At 58.9% G+C, this 19,987-nt stretch carries 20 protein-coding genes; 14 read left to right on the top strand and 6 right to left on the bottom strand.

Translation table 11 applies throughout. The features are described 5' to 3' along the window. Positions 1 to 13 precede the first annotated feature (13 nt). From ACTJJN_RS10630 to ACTJJN_RS10615, 4 genes are all read left to right on the top strand, one after another. On the top strand, positions 14 to 2,194 hold the full coding sequence (locus tag ACTJJN_RS10630) for a PepSY domain-containing protein (RefSeq protein ID WP_440781237.1): 2,181 nt from the start codon (positions 14 to 16) through the stop codon (positions 2,192 to 2,194). Beyond that, entirely contained in the window at positions 2,184 to 3,149 is a 966-nt protein-coding gene (locus ACTJJN_RS10625) for an FAD:protein FMN transferase (protein ID WP_047604930.1), read from the top strand. The genes ACTJJN_RS10630 and ACTJJN_RS10625 overlap by 11 nt, the downstream gene beginning before the upstream one ends. 69 nt (positions 3,150 to 3,218) lie before the next feature. Further along, positions 3,219 to 3,920 (top strand): VIT1/CCC1 transporter family protein, encoded by a 702-nt coding sequence (locus ACTJJN_RS10620; protein WP_003248160.1) that lies wholly within the window; start codon positions 3,219 to 3,221, stop codon positions 3,918 to 3,920. Between the two features lie 211 nt (positions 3,921 to 4,131). After that, complete coding sequence (locus ACTJJN_RS10615) at positions 4,132 to 4,608, top strand: GNAT family N-acetyltransferase (protein ID WP_012052503.1); 477 nt, start codon at positions 4,132 to 4,134, stop codon at positions 4,606 to 4,608. 72 nt (positions 4,609 to 4,680) lie between these two features. On the opposite strand, the gene ACTJJN_RS10610 is transcribed toward ACTJJN_RS10615, so the two are convergent. Genes ACTJJN_RS10610 through ACTJJN_RS10600 form a run of 3 tightly spaced genes read right to left on the bottom strand, consistent with a single transcriptional unit; the run spans position 4,681 to position 8,890 of the window. Beyond that, complete coding sequence (locus tag ACTJJN_RS10610) at positions 4,681 to 6,084, bottom strand: ATP-binding protein (RefSeq protein ID WP_161774498.1); 1,404 nt, start codon at positions 6,082 to 6,084, stop codon at positions 4,681 to 4,683. Continuing rightward, on the bottom strand, positions 6,081 to 7,895 hold the full coding sequence (locus ACTJJN_RS10605; protein WP_440781236.1) for a DAHL domain-containing protein: 1,815 nt from the start codon (positions 7,893 to 7,895) through the stop codon (positions 6,081 to 6,083). Before ACTJJN_RS10605 ends, ACTJJN_RS10610 begins: the two co-directional genes overlap by 4 nt. Continuing rightward, the gene (locus tag ACTJJN_RS10600) at positions 7,892 to 8,890 is read right to left on the bottom strand and encodes a cytochrome-c peroxidase (protein ID WP_440781235.1); all 999 of its coding nucleotides are present in this window, start codon (positions 8,888 to 8,890) and stop codon (positions 7,892 to 7,894) included. Before ACTJJN_RS10600 ends, ACTJJN_RS10605 begins: the two co-directional genes overlap by 4 nt. A gap of 197 nt (positions 8,891 to 9,087) precedes the next feature. Here ACTJJN_RS10600 and ACTJJN_RS10595 point away from each other — a divergent pair, with 197 nt between their 5' ends. Beyond that, positions 9,088 to 10,458 (top strand): HD domain-containing phosphohydrolase, encoded by a 1,371-nt coding sequence (locus ACTJJN_RS10595; protein ID WP_440781234.1) that lies wholly within the window; start codon positions 9,088 to 9,090, stop codon positions 10,456 to 10,458. Between the two features lie 120 nt (positions 10,459 to 10,578). Further along, on the top strand, positions 10,579 to 11,244 hold the full coding sequence (locus ACTJJN_RS10590) for an SOS response-associated peptidase (protein ID WP_012052508.1): 666 nt from the start codon (positions 10,579 to 10,581) through the stop codon (positions 11,242 to 11,244). Between the two features lie 272 nt (positions 11,245 to 11,516). On the opposite strand, the gene ACTJJN_RS10585 is transcribed toward ACTJJN_RS10590, so the two are convergent. Next, complete coding sequence (locus ACTJJN_RS10585) at positions 11,517 to 11,774, bottom strand: hypothetical protein (protein ID WP_017147651.1); 258 nt, start codon at positions 11,772 to 11,774, stop codon at positions 11,517 to 11,519. Between the two features lie 86 nt (positions 11,775 to 11,860). After that, complete coding sequence (locus ACTJJN_RS10580) at positions 11,861 to 12,301, bottom strand: hypothetical protein (protein ID WP_440781233.1); 441 nt, start codon at positions 12,299 to 12,301, stop codon at positions 11,861 to 11,863. Between the two features lie 356 nt (positions 12,302 to 12,657). On the opposite strand from ACTJJN_RS10580, the gene ACTJJN_RS10575 reads away from it, so the two are divergent. From ACTJJN_RS10575 to ACTJJN_RS10560, 4 genes are read left to right on the top strand one after another with little or no spacing between them, the layout of a single operon-like run. Then, a complete protein-coding gene (locus ACTJJN_RS10575; RefSeq protein WP_012052510.1) occupies positions 12,658 to 12,912 on the top strand; it encodes a hypothetical protein in 255 nt (84 codons plus the stop codon). Next, positions 12,905 to 13,204, top strand: a complete 300-nt coding sequence (locus ACTJJN_RS10570; protein ID WP_012052511.1) for a helix-turn-helix transcriptional regulator — start codon at positions 12,905 to 12,907, stop codon at positions 13,202 to 13,204. Before ACTJJN_RS10575 ends, ACTJJN_RS10570 begins: the two co-directional genes overlap by 8 nt. Before the next feature lie 7 nt (positions 13,205 to 13,211). Next, entirely contained in the window at positions 13,212 to 13,796 is a 585-nt protein-coding gene (locus ACTJJN_RS10565) for a nucleotidyltransferase family protein (protein ID WP_440781232.1), read from the top strand. Positions 13,797 to 13,829: 33 nt separating this feature from the next. Then, positions 13,830 to 14,189, top strand: a complete 360-nt coding sequence (locus tag ACTJJN_RS10560; RefSeq protein WP_440781269.1) for an ASCH domain-containing protein — start codon at positions 13,830 to 13,832, stop codon at positions 14,187 to 14,189. Positions 14,190 to 14,470: 281 nt separating this feature from the next. On the opposite strand, the gene dapF is transcribed toward ACTJJN_RS10560, so the two are convergent. Beyond that, positions 14,471 to 15,277 (bottom strand): diaminopimelate epimerase, encoded by an 807-nt coding sequence (gene dapF / locus ACTJJN_RS10555; protein ID WP_012052513.1) that lies wholly within the window; start codon positions 15,275 to 15,277, stop codon positions 14,471 to 14,473. Positions 15,278 to 15,544: 267 nt separating this feature from the next. Here dapF and ACTJJN_RS10550 point away from each other — a divergent pair, with 267 nt between their 5' ends. From ACTJJN_RS10550 to ACTJJN_RS10535, 4 genes are all read left to right on the top strand, one after another. Continuing rightward, positions 15,545 to 16,126, top strand: a complete 582-nt coding sequence (locus ACTJJN_RS10550; RefSeq protein WP_440781231.1) for an MliC family protein — start codon at positions 15,545 to 15,547, stop codon at positions 16,124 to 16,126. A gap of 1,041 nt (positions 16,127 to 17,167) precedes the next feature. Beyond that, on the top strand, positions 17,168 to 17,641 hold the full coding sequence (locus ACTJJN_RS10545) for an OsmC family protein (RefSeq protein ID WP_017147656.1): 474 nt from the start codon (positions 17,168 to 17,170) through the stop codon (positions 17,639 to 17,641). A gap of 176 nt (positions 17,642 to 17,817) precedes the next feature. Further along, positions 17,818 to 18,237, top strand: a complete 420-nt coding sequence (locus tag ACTJJN_RS10540; protein ID WP_041168436.1) for an integrase — start codon at positions 17,818 to 17,820, stop codon at positions 18,235 to 18,237. Positions 18,238 to 18,269: 32 nt separating this feature from the next. Further along, positions 18,270 to 19,856, top strand: a complete 1,587-nt coding sequence (locus ACTJJN_RS10535) for an ABC-F family ATPase (RefSeq protein ID WP_440781230.1) — start codon at positions 18,270 to 18,272, stop codon at positions 19,854 to 19,856. Positions 19,857 to 19,987 lie beyond the last annotated feature (131 nt).

Raw genomic sequence — 19,987 nt, 5'->3', positions numbered from 1 at the left:
CCGGAGGCTGAACATGCTTCGTCAGTTCCATTCCCTTCCTGGCCTGATCGCCGCCCTGTTGGTCATGGTATTGGCCATCAGCGGCGCGATTCTGTCTGTCGAGCCGGCGCTGGAGCGTCTGCACAGCACGTCCACTTCTGCCGGGCAACTCAACGTCGGCCAACTTGCCGGGCGCGTGGCCAACCACTTTACGGGGGTGGAGCAGATCCAGCGCTCAGCGTCCGGCACGGTGATCGTCTACTACAACCAGAACGGCAAGGCCGGGGCGGAGAAGGTCGACCCACTGACCGGCCAAGGGCTCGCCCCTTACGAGCCATCCGCGTTCACCCGCTGGGTGAAAGACCTGCACCGCTCGCTGTTCCTTGGCACGCCGGGCCATGGGGTGTCGGGTGTTGGTGCCCTGCTCATGCTGGCGCTGTCAGTGTCCGGCGCGCTATTGCTGGCCCGACGCCTGGGTGGCTGGCGCAACCTGCTACGGCCGCTGCGGGGCACTTTCAGCCAGCGCTGGCATGCAGAAGTCGGGCGACTGGCCTTGCTCGGGCTGTTGTTGTCGGCACTGAGCGGGGCCTACCTGTCCGCCACCACGTTTGGTTTTATCGCGGACGGCAGTCAAGCTGAACCCGCCTTCCCTGCCCACGTCAGCGCCGGCCCGGCCTTGCCGGTGGCAAAACTGCAGGCCTTGCAAGCCACCGACCTGAACGACCTGCGCGAGCTGGTCTACCCGAGCCCCGGCAACCCTCGCGATGTGTTTTCCCTGCGCACAGCACAGGGCGATGGCTACGTGGACCAGGCCAGCGGCGCCTTGCTGTCCTATCAAGCCCACGACCCAATGCTCAACCTCTATGAATTGATCTACCAGTTGCACACTGGCGAAGGCCTCTGGTGGCTGGGCCTGCTGCTCGGGCTCTGCGCCCTCTGCGTGCCGTTGATGAGCGTGACCGGCATTCTGTTATGGTGGCGCCGCCGCAAAGCTGGCCCGCGCCTCCGCCACAACAGCCCTGCTCATGCCGCCGACAGCGTGATTCTGGTGGGCAGTGAAAACAACAGCACCTGGGGTTTTGCCAAAACCTTGCATGACGCCTTGCACCAGAGCGGCCATCAGGTGCACAGCGCGGCGATGAATGACTGGTTGGGCGATTACCCTAATGCCAAACGAGTGTTCATCCTCACCGCGACCCACGGTGACGGCGATGCGCCGGCCTCGGCTTCGCAGTTCCTGACGCGGCTGGCCAAAACCGGCGTCAAGCCCGGCCTACCCTTTGCGGTACTGGGCCTGGGCGACCGCCAATTTGCGCGATTCTGTCGGTACGCCCATCAAGTGCAGCATGCGATGTTGCAGGCCGGTGGCTCGCCATTGCTGGGGCTGGAGACCGTCAACCGCCAGTGCCCTCAGGCGTTTGCGCGTTGGGGCCACGCGCTGGGCGACGTGTTGGGGCAGGCGCTGGCGCTGGTTCACACCCCGCAGCAGCCGCGCACCCATTCATTGGAGCTGACAGAGCGGATTGCCTATGGCGAACAGGTCAATGCACCGACCCATGTCCTGCGCTTCAACGCTCGCGGCGGACTGCCGAATTTTCTGGCCGGCGACCTGGTCGGGATTCTGCCCCCGGGCAGCCCAATCCCGCGCTTCTACTCGCTGGCCAGTGGCGCCCAGGACGGCGTGCTGGAGATCTGTGTGCGTAAACACAACGGGGGCATGTGCTCGGAGTTTCTTCACGGCCTGGACATTGGCGCGCAGATTGACGCCTTCATTCAGCCCAACCCGCAATTTCGTCCGGCATCGGGCACGCACCCGGTAATCCTGATCGGCGCCGGTACCGGTATTGGTCCTTTGGCCGGTTTTATCCGCAACAACAAGGCCCGACACCCGATGCACCTGTATTGGGGCGGGCGCAACCCGGCCTCGGACTTTCTCTACGAACCGGAGCTCAACCAATACTTGTCGGACCGCCGCCTGACGCAATTGCACGCCGCCTTTTCTCAAGTCCAGGAGCGCAGCTACGTACAAGACCGGCTGATCAGTGATGCCCTCGCCTTGCGCCGGCTGATTGAAAAAGGTGCCCAAGTGCTGGTGTGTGGCAGTCGCGAAATGGCCAAAGGCGTGATGCAGACCCTGGATGAAGTCTTGGCGCCCCTCCACCTCAGCGTGCTGATCCTCAAGGCACAAGGACGCTACCGTGAAGATGTCTACTGAGTTGCAGCGTTATAGCCTGAACGGCGAAACCATGGGCACCCGCTACACCGCCCTGTTTTATGCCGGGGCCGGGATGGATACCGACGAACTTGGCCAGCAGCTGGCCCGCGCCGTGGCCCGGGTGGACCAGCAAATGTCCACCTGGAAACCCGAGTCGGACCTCAACCGCCTCAATGCCGCCCCCGAGCAGGAATGGGTATCGGTGCCCAAGGAACTGGTCACGGTGCTGTCTGCTGCATTGCGCGTCAGCCGGCAATCCGGCGGCGCCTTCGACATCGCTGTCGGTGACCTGGTGAGCGCGTGGGGCTTCGGCCCAGCGGCGCGGCAGGTCACAACGCAGGTGATCGATTCCCCTGCGCCGCGCACCCGGCTGTTAGCCAGCGGCGCATTGGAGGTTGAGCCACAACGCAACCAGGTGCGCAAGCGCGTGCCGCTGAGCCTTGACTTGAGTGGGATTGCCAAAGGGTTTGGCGTGGATGAACTGGCCCGTTGCCTGGAAGGTTCAGGTATCACGCGGTACTTGGTCGGTATCGATGGCGAGATGCGCGCCCGGGGCGTCAAACCTGACGGACAATGCTGGGTCGTGGCGCTGGAAAAGCCCAAAAGGGGCGTGCGGGAAGTCATGGGCGTCATGGCGCTTAGCGATATGTCAATCGCGACCTCCGGGGACTACCGGCAGTGGGTCGACATAGCCGGTCAGTCCTATGCCCACACCATGAACCCGGCCACCGGCGCACCACTGTGCAACGCGCTCGCCGCCGTTACCGTGGTGGCGACCTCGTGCATGCTCGCCGATGCCTGGGCCACGGCGCTGATGGTCCTGGGCGAAACCGAGGGCCCTCGTCTGGCTCAGGAACGCGGGATGGACGCACTGTTCGTGCTGCGCGAAGGTGAGCAGTTCAGGGAAATATCCATTGTCGGCGGACAGCTGCAGGTGCAAATTGAAGCCCGCTGACGCCGGCTGCCGACCCGCTCGGCACCCGTGCAACGTGAACCGCCTGATGACAGGGAGCCGCGTCAAACAATGAAATTCATGCACAGGCACACCGAGGCACACAGAAGTGATCGTATCGGCTGGCTACGCGCCGCTGTCCTGGGGGCCAACGACGGCATTGTCTCTACCGCCAGCCTGCTGATTGGGGTCGCGGCGGCCAACGCCAGCCACGCCACGTTGCTGGTCACCGGAATGGCGGGGCTGATGGCCGGGGCCATGTCCATGGCCGCTGGCGAGTACATTTCGGTGCACTCCCAGGCCGATACCGAGCGGGCGGACCTGTCCCGCGAACGGGCAGAACTGGCCAGCGACCCGAAAGCTGAGCACGCCGAACTCGCCAACATCTACATGCAGCGTGGGGTAGCACCCGAGCTGGCACATCAAGTGGCCGATCAATTGATGGCCCATGACGCATTGGGCTCCCACGCCCGCGACGAACTGGGCATCAGCGCCACGCTCACCGCCAAACCGTTGCAGGCCGCCCTGGCGTCCGCCGCGAGCTTCGTGGTGGGCGCCGCCTTGCCGCTGGCGGTGACGTTTGTCGCACCGGAGCACAGCGTGGGCCCCTGGATATCGGGCATGTCATTGGTATTTCTCGGGTCATTGGGGGCTATTGCCGCCAAGGCTGGCGGGGCCAGCATCATGACGGGCGCCTGGCGGGTGACCTTCTGGGGGGCGTTGGCCATGGGCGTCACGGCACTGGTGGGACACTTGTTTGGCGCGGTGGTCTAGCGCGAGAATCGGGCCTCAGGCCGCGCCATTGGCGGCCTATGCATCGATCCTGCCTAATACCGTTCGGCCAGGGCGCAGAACTCAGCGTCGGAGTATTCGGCCCAGTTTCTTCGATGTCATGAATTGTCTCAGCTGGTACGAATCTGAAGATTGAAAAGGGGCAATGGCAGGCGCTATAAATCAGGTTTAAAGCCGTTCGACAAGGCACATCATGCAGCTGCATTTCCGGCGTCTGAGCGACGCCCCCATCGCCGACATCATCGCACTCAACAACAACCCCGATGTCTTGCGCCAAATGCCCTTGGGTCGTCCCGACTTTGACGAACGCAAATGCAAGGTGTGGGTTGCCCAAAAAGAGGCCCAATGGGCACTGAATGGCTATGGTCCCTGGGCTTTTTTCGTTGACGGTCAATTCGCCGGCTGGGGTGGCCTGCAGCAGGAAGACGGCGACGCTGATCTTGCCTTGGTGCTTCATCCAGACTACTGGGGGCTTGGCAGAGTGATTTTCGATGAGATCGTACGGCGCGCTTTCCAGGAGATGGGGCTAGCGTCCATTACCCTATTGCTTCCATCAACCAGAACTCGAATCAAAGGTATTCTTCGCCTGGGGTTTTGCCTTGACGCAGAGGTGGATATCGACGGCACGCCCTTCTCACGCTATCGGCTACTCGCCACCGCAAAACATTGACTGGTTGGCGGGATCGCCGGGGCACGCCCCCTGCCCTAGTTGGGTTGTGGTATACCCACCTTGTGTGCCCTGTCACAGCGTTGCGCTCTGCTTAACCGGCAGTTGTACACGAAACGTTGTTCCCACTCCGACCTGACTTGATACAGATATCTCTCCTCCGTGTTTCTTTACAATGCCGTAGGAAAGGGACAGGCCTAGCCCGGTTCCTTGGCCGACGGGCTTGGTGGTGAAAAAAGGATCGAAGATTTTCTTGATGTTCTCCGGTGCTATCCCAGCGCCTGTATCCGCAACGTCGATGCACACCCAGCCGCCTTGATGAACAGTGCCCAATGTGATGGTGCCCCGCTCGGGGCCCATGGCTTGGACGGCATTGAGCACAAGGTTCATTATCACTTGGTTGATCTGCGACGGCAGGCATTCGACAGGGGGTAACGGCTGGTACCGTTTTACCACGTCGGCTTTATGTTTCAGCTCGCTCGCGACGATGTTGAGCGTGGAGTCAATGCCCTGCTGCAAATCGGCTAATTGCCACTGCTGAGCGTTGTCAACGCGCGAGAAGTCTTTGAGGTCCTTGACGATATGCGCCACTCGACCGATTCCGTCCTTGGACTCCTTGATGAGGATCGGGATGTCTTCCATGAGGAATTCCAGCTCAGTCTGCTCACGAAGCCTTTGCAAGCGCCCAGTGGTTTCGTTTGCGCCGAGCATCAGTTCGGCCTGGCGATAGGCGTCGAGCATCGCTAACAGTTGTTGAAAGTACCCTCCCAGAGTGCCCAGGTTGGAGGACACGAAACCGATCGGATTGTTGATCTCGTGCGCCACGCCGGCGGCCATCTGCCCCAACGAGGCGAGCTTCTCCGATTGCACCAGCTGGCTTTCCAGCTGCTTGCGCTCCTCGATCTCCTGCTGCAGCGCCTCGCTGGCCTGGGTCAGTTGCTGGGTACGCCGCTCTACCCGCTGTTCGAGCTGGTGCATTTTCAGCGAGGCTCGTTGGGTCATTTCCCACTTGGTCAGCAAGGTGCTGGCCATTTGCTGGACCTCGATGTTGTCGAACGGTTTTTTCAGGATCAGCAGGCGATCGTGGGCCTGCAGCCGGTCGAGCAACTCATCCCAGGAATAGTCCGAGTAGGCGGTACAGACGACTACCTGCAACAGCGGGTCCTCTTCCCACAGGTGCTCAATGGTTTGAGCGCCATCCCATCCACCTGGCATTCGCATGTCGACGAAGGCTAACGCGTAAGGCTTGCTGGCCTGCAGCGCACGCTTCAGCAGGCCGAGCCCTTCCTCACCGCCATAGGCTGAATCGAGTTCGAATACCGGTCGGTCGTTCTTGATCTGCTCGCCAAACAACAACCCTTCCATCTCGTCCAGTTCTGTGTTCTGCGCTTTGGCCGGGGCAAGGATCTTGCGAAAATCCTCGTGGATAGTCGGCATGTCATCAATCAGCAGGATCCGGCGATTGGTCAGGTCACTCATGCAGGCTCCGTCACCGCGATCAGCGGGATCCTCAGGGTAAAGACAGCACCCAGGCCAGGGCCGTCGCTGTGTGCGGTCAGGTGACCATTCATCTCGATGGCGGCCAAGGCGCAACTGTGCAAGCCGAAGCCATGCCCGTCTTTGCGCGTGGTGAAGCCATGGGCAAAGATCTTCTGCAGGTTTTCGGGCGCAATGCCTTCGCCTTCGTCCAGCACGCTCATTTCCAGCAAGCCCCCCTCAATGATGCGCGTCCTGAGGATCATCGTCCGTGGGTCGCTGCCGGGGCCGGACATCGCGTACTTGGCGTTGCTGATCAGGTTGATCAGTATCAGCAACAGCCGATGCCGGTCGCCCATCACCAGAGGCAGATCTGCGAAGTCGCGCACTACCCTCACCTGATGCCGGATCAACGCGCCTGCGTTCATGCGCAGCGCGTCCTCGACCAGGTCGTTGACCGACAGCGGCACTGGCACATTTTTAGCCCCGGCGTAGGATTGCTGGGTGGCCACCACTTCCTTGATGTGGTCGATGCTCTTGTTCATCCGCTCCAGCTCGATCACCATCTCCTTCTGCTCCTCGGCGATCGCCTCGGTCAGCTGGTGGAGGTAGCCGGGAAGCAACCGGCCTCTGGGATCCTCGTCGAGAAACCGACCGATGTCAGTGGCATGCTCGCGGAACAGTTGCATGGCCTTGCCCAAACCCTGGGTTTTGCTGCTGCGCAACGTTCGAGCGATCAGATCAGAGGATGTGTTCACGCTGTTGAGCACGTTGCCCACGTTGTGCAACACATTGGTAGCGATCTCCGCCATGCCTGCTTGGCGCGCCGCGTTAAGCAATTCGCTCTGAGCGTTTCTGAGTTCCAGGGTGCGATCCTCGACCCGCTGTTCCAGGACGTCATTGGCGCTTTGCAACGCATTGTTGACCCGTCTCACCTCGGCGAAGCTGCGCACCAGCAGCGCAGCCAGGCAAATGACCGAGAACATCAGCAAGCCGGATAGCCATAACGTGTAGAGATGGTTTTTACGGTTGATCCTTTCAACCTGCTGTTGATCCCTGTCCAGGAGGCTGGTGATCGTATCCAGGCGTTCGGCAACCGGGATCGCCTCGATCTGTTCGAGCAGGCGGTTGACGACAGGTTGCTCGCGCAGGATCAACGCCACGTGATTACTCAACAAATTGAGGGGCGTGTGGAACTCTTTGGGCAGGTTCTCCGCGTTAACAGCCAGGTTACCTAACCCCACCTCTATCTCGGCAGCCCTTTCCACAGAGGTAACCTGCGCGAACTCCAGGGCACTTAGCAACAGGTCATAAGTGTCAGCAACGAATACGTGTACCTCCGGCCTATTCGGGGCCAGCATGGTGTTGATCTGGGCCTGAATACCGTCCTCGGCTGTGGGTAGAAATGCCAACGAATTTCGCAGCAAGGCATTGTGCGATTTGAATTGCTCCACGAGCCGAGCCTTTTCCCCAAACGCAGAGAGAAAACCGTCATAGGCATCGCGCCACTGGTCTGAGTCAACGCGCCCTTGTTCGGCTTCCCGGCTGTCGAATCGTGCCCACAGCCGCTTCATCTCCTTGAGGGGGGTCACGAGTGGATCATAGTTATGAGAGACGGCTACCCGGGCCTTGAGCACCTCGTTTTCCCATACAGCATCCTGTTGCTTGAGCTGACGAATGAGATCTCGGGATTCGTTGTAGGTCTGGGTCTGCTCTGACCCGGAATTCAGGTACAGGTACAGCAGCATCGACGCCAGTACAAGGACCAACCCACTGAATAGAATCAGGCTTGTGCGCCGGGAAATCACCCTCATGGCTGACCCGCCTTTTCAGCAGTAAGGGTTTTGAGGAACAGCATGATGAGCCTGCGGTCCTCATCGCTTGGGATTCGTCCAAGCTGATACTGAAACATCACATCGATCGCACGCTCCAGTGTAGGCGCCGAGCCATCGTGAAAATAGGGCGCGGTCATCGCCACATTGCGCAGGCTCGGCACTTTGAACACGCCCCGGTCGGCCTCCTCTCCGGTCACGTTGAAGCGGCCCTGATCCGCCTCGGTGGGGTTGCCGCGGTCCGCGATGTAGTCGCCGAACACGCCAAATTTCTGGAACATGTTGCCCCCAATATTCACCCCTTGGTGGCAGGCGATGCAGCCATAGTCCTTGAAGCGCTGGTAGCCGTATTTTTCCTCCAGGGTAAGCGCCTCGGTATCGCCCTGCAGGTAACGATCGAAGCGCGCGCTAGGGGTAAGAAGCGTCCTTTGGTAATCGGCCAACGCGCTGAGGATGTTGTCCTTTGTCACCGCGTCCGGGTAGGCATCCTTGAACGCCTGGCGGTAATGCACGTCTGCGGCGATGCGCTGCTCGATCACGCGCCAGTCTCCGCCCATCTCGTGAGCGCTGGTGATCACGGCCTCCCCCTGCTCCTCGAGTGACTCGACCCGGCCATTCCAGAATTGTCGGAAATTAAGGCTGGCATTGAGTACCGTTGGCGTATTGAGCGTAAGCGGCAGGCCATCTGCCCCCATGGAAAACGCCCGGTCATCGGCCCCGTACTTGTCCAGACGGTGACAGCTGGCGCAGGACCGTGTGCCGTTGCGCGACAACCGCGGATCGTTGAACAACTGGCGGCCCAACTCGACACGCCCAGGTGTCAGAGTGGGTATCGGAGGCAGCGGCTTGAGCGGCTCGTCCAGCGGCTCCGCCCCGCTGCCTCCGCTCAGAACGAGCAGCACCCACAGGCTCAGACAACGGCGCAAGCGCTGCAGGTGAAGAGCGGAACGATAACGACAGGTTGTGCGCGCTGACATCCGGGAGAATCCTTTTCCCTGGGCTGACGGACTTACAGAAGGGTGGTGCCATGCCGTCAGGTTAGTTGCCTTCCAGACAATTTGCCTGCCACCCGCCACACCTTGCCCGGCACCTGTCACGGAAAAATGAACTAGCCTTTGACCTAAGCGCTCGTTGAGCTCGAGTGCCTCCATCGATCGACCACGTGAGGCCTGCCATGGACGTGCAACCGCCCCTGATTTCACCCTATCGGCCGACCGTGTTGCTGGTAGACGACGAGGAGTCGATCCTTAACAGTCTGCGTCGGCTATTGCGTGGCCAACCCTATGACGTGAAGCTGGCGACCAGCGGAGAGCAGGCACTGGCGCAGATGGCCGAGGGCCCGGTTGATCTGGTGATGAGCGATGCGCGCATGCCCGGGATGGACGGCGCCACCTTGTTGGCACAGATCAATCAGCATCACCCATCGACCGTCAGGATCTTGCTGACCGGCTATGCCGACCCAAGCGCAATCATCAAGGCCGTCAATGACGGTCAAATCCACCGTTACATCAGCAAGCCCTGGAACGACGACGAATTGCTGATGACCTTGCGCCAGGCCCTGGACCACCAGCATTCCGAACGCGAGCGCCAACGCCTGGAGCTGCTGGCACGTCGGCAGAACGCCCAGTTGAGACTGCTCAATAACGACTTGGAGAAACGCGTTGCAGCCCGTACCGCGGAGCTGCAGCAGACCGCTGACATGCTCGATCTGGCCTACGAAGAACTGAAACACAGCTATGTGACCGGGACCGAGGTGTTCTCGATGCTGGCTAATCTGCGGCTGCCTCCAGCCAAGCAGACCAATCGACAGATCATCGAACTGGTGCGTTGCTACTGTCGGGTCCACGCCTTGGACGAGGCGATAAGCCGCGATCTGGCCATGGCTGCGGCGCTGTACAACATAGGCAAACTGAGTTGGCCGGATAGCATGATCGTTGCCCCTTCGGACCAGCTGATGCACGGCGACCGCGACCGCTATCGCGACTACCCACGCCAGAGTGAAGCGCTGCTGATGACCCTTGAGCCCATGAAAGATGCCGCGCGCCTGATCCTGCATCATCAGGAGCACTGGGACGGCAGCGGTTTCCCCGACCGGCTCAAGGGTGAAGCTATCCCGTTCGGCGCTCGCTTGCTCAAGATGGCCGTGGACTTCGTTGAGCTGCAACGGGGTTTGATTCTTGAACGGCAGATGAACAGCGATGAGGCCTTGCTCTACCTGCGCAAGTACGCCGGCCGGTTGTATGACCCGGCGCTCCTTGAGGATTTCGTCCAGGTTTGCGCCTCGTTCCACAGCGATATGACCCTGGTGGACCCTGAAGTCCAGGTGTGTACCACCCGGGACCTGGCGCCGGGAATGGTGCTTGCGCGCAACCTGAACGCCGACAACGGCATGTTGCTGCTTAACGCCGGCAAGGTTTTGAGCGCCGCGCTGGTGGAAAAGCTGGTGGCCTTTGAATCGATGGAGGGTGGTAAGTACTGCATTTTCGTTCGGGTTCCCTCGAACGACCCTATAACGCCTGGCAGATCAGACTTGGCGCCGTGTTGAAGGAGGTGGGGCGCTCATTCAGCCCGGCACCATCAGAACTGCGCGTACAGCACCACGTCGGCGTCATCCACACCGGCAATACACCCAAGCGCTATGCTTGCTCTGGCAGGAGGGTTGCGCATGTGTGGAAGGTTGAGTCAGTACCGAGGCATACACGACTTTGTCGAAACCCTGAGCCTGCCAGAGGCCTGGCGGAACAACGTCGGCGACCAGCCACTTGGCCGGTACAACGTCGCGCCGACCACGCCGGTGGCAGTGCTGCGAGTGGATGAAGCAGGCCCGCGGGCGGACCTGGTGAGATGGGGCTGGCGGCCGCATTGGGCGACCGACCGTGCCGCACCGATCAACGCCAGGGTTGAAAAGGTGGCACACGGCCCCTTCTTCCGGGCGATCTGGCCGCACCGAGGCATAACGCCGATCGACGGCTGGTATGAATGGGTCGATGAAGGCGGACCGAAGAAACAGCCGTACTACATCCGACGCCGGGACGGGCGCCCTTCCCTTTGCGCCAGCATCGGCCAGTTCGCTGGCAGCGAGCATGACGGGTTCGTCATCATTACGGCCGATGCCCAGGGCGGAATGGTAGATGTGCACGACCGCAGGCCAGTGGTTTTGGCCCCAGACCTCGCGCGTGAGTGGATGCAAACCGCGATGCCCGGGGAACAGGCCGAGCAGATGGCGCTCAACCTGGGTGAGCCAGCCGAGGCCTTCGAGTGGTATCGAGTGAGCACAGCCATTGGCAATGTGCGCAACCAAGGCGCCGAGCTGATAGAGCCGCTTCAATGAAGCGGTAGTAGACCATGCTGGCCCTAGTACTGGCAGCGCAACATCATCGACCACTGATGTGCAGGGTTTCGACTCGGGGACCGCGTCGACTTGGAACCCGCGCAGCACGACGACTGGTAACACCACCGTCCACAATGGCACTTGCCCAAGCCGTTACTGTTGAAATGGCACGACTCGACGAACAGGGAATACCATTATCGAAGGCTGTACAGATTCCAAGGCAGTCGACCTGCCCGTGGTTGCGGTGGGTCCGATCGCAGGCCTCGGCGAACTCACCTGGCAGAACAAGTTCCGCTTTTCTGACTCTCCACATACTGTTCAGCCATAACCTTCCCTTCGAGAATGGCTTCTGTCGAAGAGGAGAAGGGTCGACTCACACGCAGGGTTCGCGCCGTTGCGCCCGGCTTCCCTACCTCGACCAACATCCCCGTGGGAAATTCGACGCTCGACTCCCACAGCACGTAAATCGATGCCTGGTAACCAAGGTAGGCATGCACGTAAAGGTCATGACTGGTGGACTGAAGGCTCATCACTTTCTCCAACTGGGCGCCTCAATGCGCTTTTGATGGAGATACGACTCAAGCGATCTGACGAGCGTTCCGTTTTCCCTGCATTGTTATCCGTGAAGACGCGAGCCTCTGCGCGGGAGTGGTTCTGGCCCTGGTGCTTTGGGCGCAGGAAACGCCTTGGCGACCCAGTCGTGAGCACGCTCGAGCGCCCAGGCCATCGCCGCAGACAGTTTCTGTCCACGGCAGTCAGGGTGTACCTCTTCGAGCAAGAGCACGCCTTTTTTCCCGTAGATACCCAAGAAAAGTTGAGTGACGTTTTCAGGTGAGAGTCGGGCTTGGATGTTGATTAAAGTGCCGCAGGGAAGGCGCTCATCGTAGTTCCGGGAATGCAACGCAGAATTGGCCCATTCCCAATAGATTTTGCCGCGATTACGCATGGAACGGACCTTGAACTCATATTCTTGACTGGAGAGACAGAATACACAGCTATTCCAATGAATCCACTGCTGAAGGTGCGTGTTACATTTTTTTACATCTGCTTTTTTCATTTAACAGCCGTGATCGCACCACAAGCCCCCCTTCAATCGCCGCGCGGTCAACGCACGGTCGCTCAAGGAAAGTGGCTACGGTGTTCCGCTAGGCGAGCGCCATGAATTACCGGCGGATGGACAACCTGGCCTAGCGGATGGCCACGCTCCGGCGTATGGCGTCCAAAACCCCATACCCGGTCAGACCCTTTGTGCTTCACCCGAGCAAAGGTGGGCTGTGGCCCAAAATTGGCCCAAACCTGACGCGCGCACCGTTCTGATGCTTACGCCGAGGGCGATGGAGTCCATCTATTGAGATGCCCTGTCCCGTCGGGCAAACTCCGGTTGTTTCATTGGCCGATAACAGGAGTTTACGGATGCCATTTCCACTGACGGAACATAATGCCTTGTTGGCCCTAAAGGGCGTAGGGCCGGCCGTTATCGCTCGCCTTGAGCAGATGGGCATTGACTCGCTGGCTGTGCTCAGCAAAGCGAATGCTTGTGACATCCTGGCTCAGGCATCGGCAGCAGTGGGATCGAGTTGCTGGAAGAATAGCCCCCAAGCTCGGGCCGCCATTAACGCGGCCATCGAGCTTGCAAAGGACTCTCAGTTGGGCACACCTAGTGCGTAAAGCTGATCGCTTATTTCAATTGGTAAATCTGATTCGTGTCCATCAGCCGATCTCTGCTGAACGACTGGCTAGCCGAATTGGCGTTTCCGTTCGCTCAATCTATCGATACATCGACGATCTTTCCTTCAGTGGAATCCCAATCTATGGTACCGCCGGCGTGGGGTATGCCTTGGATGCCGACTTCGAGATGCCGCCATTAACGTTGAACAGGCTCGAACTGGATGCATTGATGCTCGGTATGGAAATGCTTTCAGCTTCCGCCGATAACGATCTAAGTGCTGCTGCAAGGTGATTTCTGAGTGGACAATAGTTCGAAAATCCAAGCGATTATCTCAGATGACCCCATTCGGTGGCGGTTACTCGAAATAGTGCGCTCCTTGGGATTGCCAGACTGCTGGATCGGAGCAGGCTTTGTACGAAACGCGGTTTGGGATTATCTGCACGGGCGCGATTCATCCCCGATTTCAACAGACGTTGATGTCATCTGGTTTGATGCACAACGCTGCACACCAGAGCAAGATGAAGCCCTGGAAGCAGTTCTCAGAGGTCTAGAGCCGAACGTATTATGGTCTGTGAAAAATCAAGCGAGAATGCATGCTCAGAACGGCGATAAGCCATATCTCTCAGCGACCGACGCAATGCGCTACTGGCCAGAAACCGCAACGGCGGTAGCCGTAGCACTGCGAGAGAAAGGCTCATGCGAGGTCGCGGCGCCCTTGGGGCTTGATGATCTTTTTGACTTGATTATCAGGCCAGCGGGGAGGTTCGCCACGGAGAAAACTGCGATCTATCAAAGCCGCCTCAAGTCCAAAAAATGGGTGAAAATCTGGCCGCAGCTCAAGCTTGCGCTCGTAGCGGTACCTCCCATCCCTCCGACAAAGTAACTTAGCCGGACGCATATCTTTTAGGAGAGAACCATCAAGGCTTTATCAATCGTACGGCCCAGTGGCAGTCGAATCGCTTCTGGCCAGAAAACACTCGAAGTCCGTCGTTGGCATCCAGACTTACAACCTACCGAGGATCTTCTGATTGTCGAAAATGGGCGTTTTCTTCATGCCGACGGGGAGGTAGATGATGACGGTATTGCGGTCGCGATTGTGCGCGTAAAAGCCGTGCGTCCGTTCATCCTGGCTGACATGGAAGCAGCCTGCGCAAGTTATTTTGAAGACGGCTGGCTCGCATGGGAGTTGAGTGACATAAGACCAATATCCCCTGTTACCATCCGCGCGGCGCGGGGTATCTACGAGGTAGATTTCCTGCATACAGAAGAACCCTGAACATTGAGCAAGATGTGTTGGGCAGACGCTTACTGCAAACTGACGTTATCTGGCAAAGCCGTTTCGCTCCAAGCTGACGCTCAACAAATTGCGCCCCCAACGGACGGGTCGGTGAAACAATGGCCAGATGATCCAAGGTTGAACGCCTCATGCTCTCTTATCTCCCTGATCAGAGAACCTCGTTTGTTGCCTGCTCTTCATCCGGCACTCTCGATCTTAGTTCCACTTACCTACGCTTGATCAGTCCACGCGATAACGGCGAATACAGAGGTGCCGCGTATTCAACCAATCTGTGCCAGACACTCCGGATCCAACCAGTACTTCCCAATTTTGCACACCGGGCCCTTCATGAGTACGTGGTTGTCCTCATCAAGTTCGATGGTGATCTGACCGCCAGGCATGTGCACTGTCACATGATCGTCAACGAACCCAAGTCGTCGTGAGACTGCCGCAGCGGCACAGCTGCTGGTGCCTGAAGATAGGGTGTAGCCCACGCCACGCTCCCAGATCTGCACCATCAGGTTTCGGCGATCGACAACGTTCACGAATTGCACGTTGGTTCTGTTTGGGAAGAGCGACAATTGCTCAATGGTTGGCCCAAGCTTGCGTGCAAGTGCCTCAGTCGTCTGATCGACAAACACCACGCAATGGGGGTTGCCCATCGACACAAGGTTCAGGTGCAGGCGCATGCCATCGACTTCCATTGAGTGTCGTTCGTTCTCGGGGAATGTCGCCATACCCATGGCAATGGAAATGCGTCGGCCGTCGTCAAGTACCTGGCAACGAACCTTACCGCCTTTGGTTAACAACTCGAAGGGTTCGTGCGAAACGATGCGCTGATCCCAAAGGTAGCGACATAGGATTCGCAATCCATTGCCACTCTTTTCCGCCTCGGAGCCATCGGTATTGAGAATCTGCACTGAGAGCATCTTGCCTGGCTCGATTACAGGAATCAGGATGCCGTCACTGCCTAACCCTCTATGCCGGTCGCATATCACCGAGATGGCCAGCATAGAGCAATCGAATGGCGTTTTGTCGTGGTAGACGAGATAGTCGTTGCCAGCCGCGTGATATTTTACGAACTGCATGAGTTATGAGACCAAGGCGCTCGGGGCGGGGAATAATGAATGGAGTTAGAAACATAGCACACAACCGCTGAGGCGCTAGCGGGGCCCGGTTGAGGATTCCACACCAGGTTAGAGCGATGGTGAAATAATAGATGTCAGCGACTTGCTAGCAATGACCGCAATCGGCCAATAGCAGTCATTAGCCGCCGAAAAGATAGACCACCCTCCACGTCAGTCAGCGCAGAGCTAGACTGAGCCCAGTATTCTGAATCGCTAATGGTGGTTCCCATGAAGCACTGGCTTCCCCTGCTGCTCACCCTGCCTCTGTCGCACACCCAAGCTAAGGGACCTGCCTTCAACTGCACTCAGGTCGAGGCCGGCAGCATCGAACAACAGATCTGCCAGAGCGAGCCGCTCTCGGCACTGGACCGGAAAATGGCCGAGGTCTACACAGCCGCGCAGCAGAAGGCCGGCAATGAACATCCGCCGGTGCTCAAGACCGAGCAACGGGGCTGGATCAAAGGCCGCAACGATTGCTGGAAAAGCGCGGACCAGCCCGCCTGCATCGCCGACAGCTACCGCCTGCGCATCGCCGAACTGCAGGCGCGCTACCGGCTGGTCGAGGCCACCGGCCCCGTGTTCTACCAGTGTGACGGCAACCCGGCCAAGGAAGTGGTTGCCCGCTTCTTCCGCACCGAGCCGCCCACGGCCATCGTCGAGTTCGGTGACCGCAGTTCGCTGATGTACCTAGAACAGACCGCAAGCGGCGCGCGCTACCTGGGACAAAATGAGAGTTTATGGGAGCACGATGGCGAGGCCATCGTGGTGTGGGGCTATCAGGGGCCTGAAATGCACTGCACAGCACGTTGAAAGCCGCCGCTATGACCCATTGCAGAAATTCTCCAGGGGTAGCTATCGGCATCAAGGCCTCGATCAATCTGACTCAAGTCTTAAAAGATAGACCGTGACCGACCGCTTTGAGTCGATTGCAGCCATTCTGGGACTGGCCGCATTCGACCCCGATATAGATAGCCCGATCCAAGGTACCCTGTAGCGGTCAATTCCAGATCATAATCGAATGACCTCGCCGCTGGGTGCACATTGACCCGGAGGGAGCCCTTGTCCAAGCTGCCACTGGCAGAGTGCCGACCTCACCATCCTTGGCAACCTCAACCGCCTAATTGACGTGTGTCTACGCACCCCCTGCATCACCCATGAGCACCGTCTGGTCTATTTCTTCGAGATAAAGGTGGGCGCACGTCCTGGCAAAAGCTGGGGACGACGGCTCCGCAGCGCAGGTCCTTCTGATCTGAGGGCAAATCCGTACTCTTTCTGATTTAACCCCTGTCCCCTTCTCCCTCTATTCACTGCCGCGATATGGCGGCCAAGGGGTCAGCTGCGTGCTCGTTTCACGATGCGGGCAGCCATGAGCGCGGCGCCCGGTATCCAGAGCCCAGGATTTGAAGTGCCTAATCCTACGGCAAGAAGCGCAATTCCGACAGCAAACATAAGCGTTATCCCTCGCTAGAAAAATCCATTTCAACAATCGCCCATTAAAGCACAGGCCGGTCGCAAGAACGGCCAAGGAATCGTCATGCCCGAAACAATTGAGTTGGACCTCGACGCGATCGAGGCGGCGGCGAAGGCTCCGTTGAGCTGAAGCACCACTGTGCGTGTTGAGGCCCCAAGCCTGAGATAGGGTTTCGATATCCTCAAGCCAAGGACACGACAGAGAGCACGAGGAAGCCAGCAATCAGGACTGTTCGCAGTTCGGATCATTGCATGTGCTCGGATTGCTCATGCGTCGCTGCAAACACTAGATGCTGGTGCAGAGCCCTCAATCGAGAGCAAGATAACCGCACCCAAGCGATGGGCAAGATTTTCCGGCCGTCTTTCGACACAGGAGTGACCATGAAAGAACACCATTACGCTGTCACGGTAAATTGGATAGGTAACACGGGTGAAGGTACTGCCAGTTACACGGCGTACCAGAGAGACTTCAACGTGGAGGCTCCAGGCAAGGCACCTATCCTTGGCTCTGCCGACCCCGCCTTTCGCGGGAACCCTGAACGCTGGAACCCTGAAGACATGTTGCTGGCCTCGATCTCGGCCTGCCACAAGCTTTGGTATCTTCATCTGTGCGCAGTCAACAACGTGAACGTCTTGGAATATGTCGACTACCCGGTGGGCCGGATGCTTGAAGGGGATGGCCAGCGCAAGGGCCATTTCAAAGACGCTGAGTTAAGGCCTCAGGTCATTATCAGCAGCCAGTCAAATCTGGATCTTGCAAGACGCCTGCATGACGATGCTCACCACGAATGTTTCATTGCCAACTCAGTCAACTTCCCTATCAGATGCAGTGCTGTTATCAAGCATCAAGACTAGATGTTTTGAATACAACTGCTTCCGTTGTTTAACAATGGCTTCTAATCGACGCTATCAATAGAAGGGGCGAGGCACTCTTTCACGAGAGGCCGATAAGGGTCGAAAGCTGATAACCACAACCGACCGCGATCAATCTGAAGCGAAAACCTGACCAGACGAAAACCAAGCATCATCGGGTGGTCCTGTTAAACGAGCGCGCATTGAACGCCATCAACCATGCCCAGCCAATCGCTACCCTTCGTCGCATGGCGTCCAAGTCGGCCCACCCGACTAGCCCCTTCGTGTTCCAACCTAGCAAAGGTGGGCTGTGGATCAACGAGCCAAGTGTTACAATCCGCCCCTTCAAATCGGCGCTGAAGGCGCTGAACATCCGTGAACGCCGTCAGTACGACACCCGCCACACCTACGCCACCCTATGCCTGATGCCTGGGATGAACCCCGCGTTCATCGCGAGCCAGCTTGGCCACAGCGTCGAGATGTTGCTCTCTACCTACGCGAAATGGATCAGCTCCTCCTCGGACTGGAGGGAGCTGGAGAAGCTGCCGCCCCGAGTCGAATTGGCCCCAAATTGGCCCAAGACTGACGACAGGGCCTAAATACACCTCTGGAACCCCCGCAGGACAAGCACTTGATTTCTACCGCTAACATCACCATGCAGTTCGGCTCCAAGCCGCTGTTCGAAAACGTTTCCGTCAAATTCAACAACGGCAACCGCTACGGCCTGATCGGCGCCAACGGTTGCGGCAAGTCGACCTTCATGAAAATCCTCGGCGGTGACCTGGAGCCGTCCGCAGGCCAGGTCATGCTTGAGCCGAACACCCGCCTGGGCAAGCTGCGCCAGGACCAGTTCGCCTACGAGGAATTCACCGTGATCGACACGGTGATCATGGGCCACGGCCAGCTGTGGAAAGTCAAAGCCGAGCGTGACCGTATCTACTCGCTGCCGGAAATGACCGAAGAAGACGGCATGGCCGTCGCCGAGCTGGAAACCGAATTCGCCGAAATGGACGGCTACACCGCCGAGTCCCGCGCCGGTGAACTGCTGCTGGGCCTGGGTATTCCACTGGAGCAGCACTTCGGCCCGATGAGCGAAGTGGCACCGGGCTGGAAGCTGCGTGTCCTCCTGGCCCAGGCGCTGTTCTCGGACCCGGACGTGCTGCTGCTCGACGAACCGACCAACCACCTGGACATCAACACCATCCGCTGGCTGGAAACGATCCTCACGGCGCGTAACAGCACCATGATCATCATTTCCCACGACCGGCACTTCCTCAACAGCGTCTGCACCCACATGGCTGACCTTGATTACGGTGAGCTGCGCCTGTTCCCGGGCAACTATGACGAGTACATGACCGCAGCCACCCAGTCGCGTGAGCAGCTGCTGTCGGACAATGCCAAGAAGAAAGCCCAGATCGCCGAGCTGCAGACCTTTGTCAGCCGCTTCTCGGCCAACGCCTCCAAAGCCAAGCAGGCCACTTCTCGTGCCAAGCAGATCGACAAGATCCAGCTGGCCGAGGTCAAGCCGTCCAGCCGCGTCAGCCCGTTCATTCGCTTCGAACAGACGAAAAAACTGCACCGCCAGGCCGTGGTCGTCGAAAAAATGGCCAAAGCCTTCGACGACAAGGTGCTGTTCAAGAACTTCGACATCACCGTCGAAGCGGGCGAGCGCGTTGCGATCATCGGCCCCAACGGTATTGGCAAGACCACCCTGCTGCGCACCCTGGTCGGCGAGATGACCCCGGATGCGGGCTCGGTGAAGTGGACCGACAGCGCCGAAGTGGGCTACTACGCCCAGGACCACGCCCACGACTTCGAAGACGACATGAGCCTGTTCGACTGGATGGGCCAGTGGACCTCTGGCGAGCAGGTGATCCGCGGCACCCTGGGGCGCATGCTGTTCTCCAACGACGAAATCCTCAAGTCGGTGAAGGTGATTTCCGGTGGTGAACAAGGTCGCATGCTGTTCGGCAAGCTGATTTTGCAGAAGCCGAACGTGCTGGTGATGGACGAGCCGACCAACCACCTGGACATGGAATCGATCGAAGCGCTGAACCTGGCGCTGGAAAACTACCCGGGCACCCTGCTGTTCGTCAGCCACGACCGCGAGTTCGTGTCGTCGCTGGCCACGCGCATCATCGAGCTGTCGGCCGATGGTGTGGTGGACTTCAGCGGTACCTACGATGACTACCTGCGCAGCCAGGGTGTGCTGGTCTGATTGAAGGCCAAGGCCTGGCCACCTTGTGTGGCTGGGCCGCTTCGCAGGCTTGCCGGCGAAGCCCCCCTCCCACCGACTGACACTGCCCGACGAATAATTCGTTAGCCTGCTTTCTTTTCCTTTGCGCAACG

Origin of the sequence: Pseudomonas sp. 22515, from assembly GCF_052044625.1 — a bacterium.
Classification (GTDB): domain Bacteria; phylum Pseudomonadota; class Gammaproteobacteria; order Pseudomonadales; family Pseudomonadaceae; genus Aquipseudomonas; species Aquipseudomonas alloputida.
This window is presented reverse-complemented; position numbering and strand designations above follow the sequence as displayed.

Bases quoted from the DNA above. Each gene is read 5' to 3' on its own strand.
- ACTJJN_RS10620 (WP_003248160.1), top strand. From the start codon at position 3,219: ATGAAATTCATGCACAGGCACACCGAGGCACACAGAAGTGATCGTATC.
- ACTJJN_RS10545 (WP_017147656.1), top strand. From the start codon at position 17,168: ATGAAAGAACACCATTACGCTGTCACGGTAAATTGGATAGGTAACACG.
- ACTJJN_RS10585 (WP_017147651.1), bottom strand. From the start codon at position 11,774: ATGAGCCTTCAGTCCACCAGTCATGACCTTTACGTGCATGCCTACCTT.
- ACTJJN_RS10605 (WP_440781236.1), bottom strand. From the start codon at position 7,895: ATGAGGGTGATTTCCCGGCGCACAAGCCTGATTCTATTCAGTGGGTTG.
- dapF (WP_012052513.1), bottom strand. From the start codon at position 15,277: ATGCAGTTCGTAAAATATCACGCGGCTGGCAACGACTATCTCGTCTAC.
- ACTJJN_RS10595 (WP_440781234.1), top strand. From the start codon at position 9,088: ATGGACGTGCAACCGCCCCTGATTTCACCCTATCGGCCGACCGTGTTG.
- ACTJJN_RS10580 (WP_440781233.1), bottom strand. From the start codon at position 12,301: ATGAAAAAAGCAGATGTAAAAAAATGTAACACGCACCTTCAGCAGTGG.
- ACTJJN_RS10575 (WP_012052510.1), top strand. From the start codon at position 12,658: ATGCCATTTCCACTGACGGAACATAATGCCTTGTTGGCCCTAAAGGGC.
- ACTJJN_RS10615 (WP_012052503.1), top strand. From the start codon at position 4,132: ATGCAGCTGCATTTCCGGCGTCTGAGCGACGCCCCCATCGCCGACATC.
- ACTJJN_RS10600 (WP_440781235.1), bottom strand. From the start codon at position 8,890: ATGTCAGCGCGCACAACCTGTCGTTATCGTTCCGCTCTTCACCTGCAG.
- ACTJJN_RS10550 (WP_440781231.1), top strand. From the start codon at position 15,545: ATGAAGCACTGGCTTCCCCTGCTGCTCACCCTGCCTCTGTCGCACACC.
- ACTJJN_RS10590 (WP_012052508.1), top strand. From the start codon at position 10,579: ATGTGTGGAAGGTTGAGTCAGTACCGAGGCATACACGACTTTGTCGAA.
- ACTJJN_RS10610 (WP_161774498.1), bottom strand. From the start codon at position 6,084: ATGAGTGACCTGACCAATCGCCGGATCCTGCTGATTGATGACATGCCG.
- ACTJJN_RS10630 (WP_440781237.1), top strand. From the start codon at position 14: ATGCTTCGTCAGTTCCATTCCCTTCCTGGCCTGATCGCCGCCCTGTTG.
- ACTJJN_RS10625 (WP_047604930.1), top strand. From the start codon at position 2,184: ATGTCTACTGAGTTGCAGCGTTATAGCCTGAACGGCGAAACCATGGGC.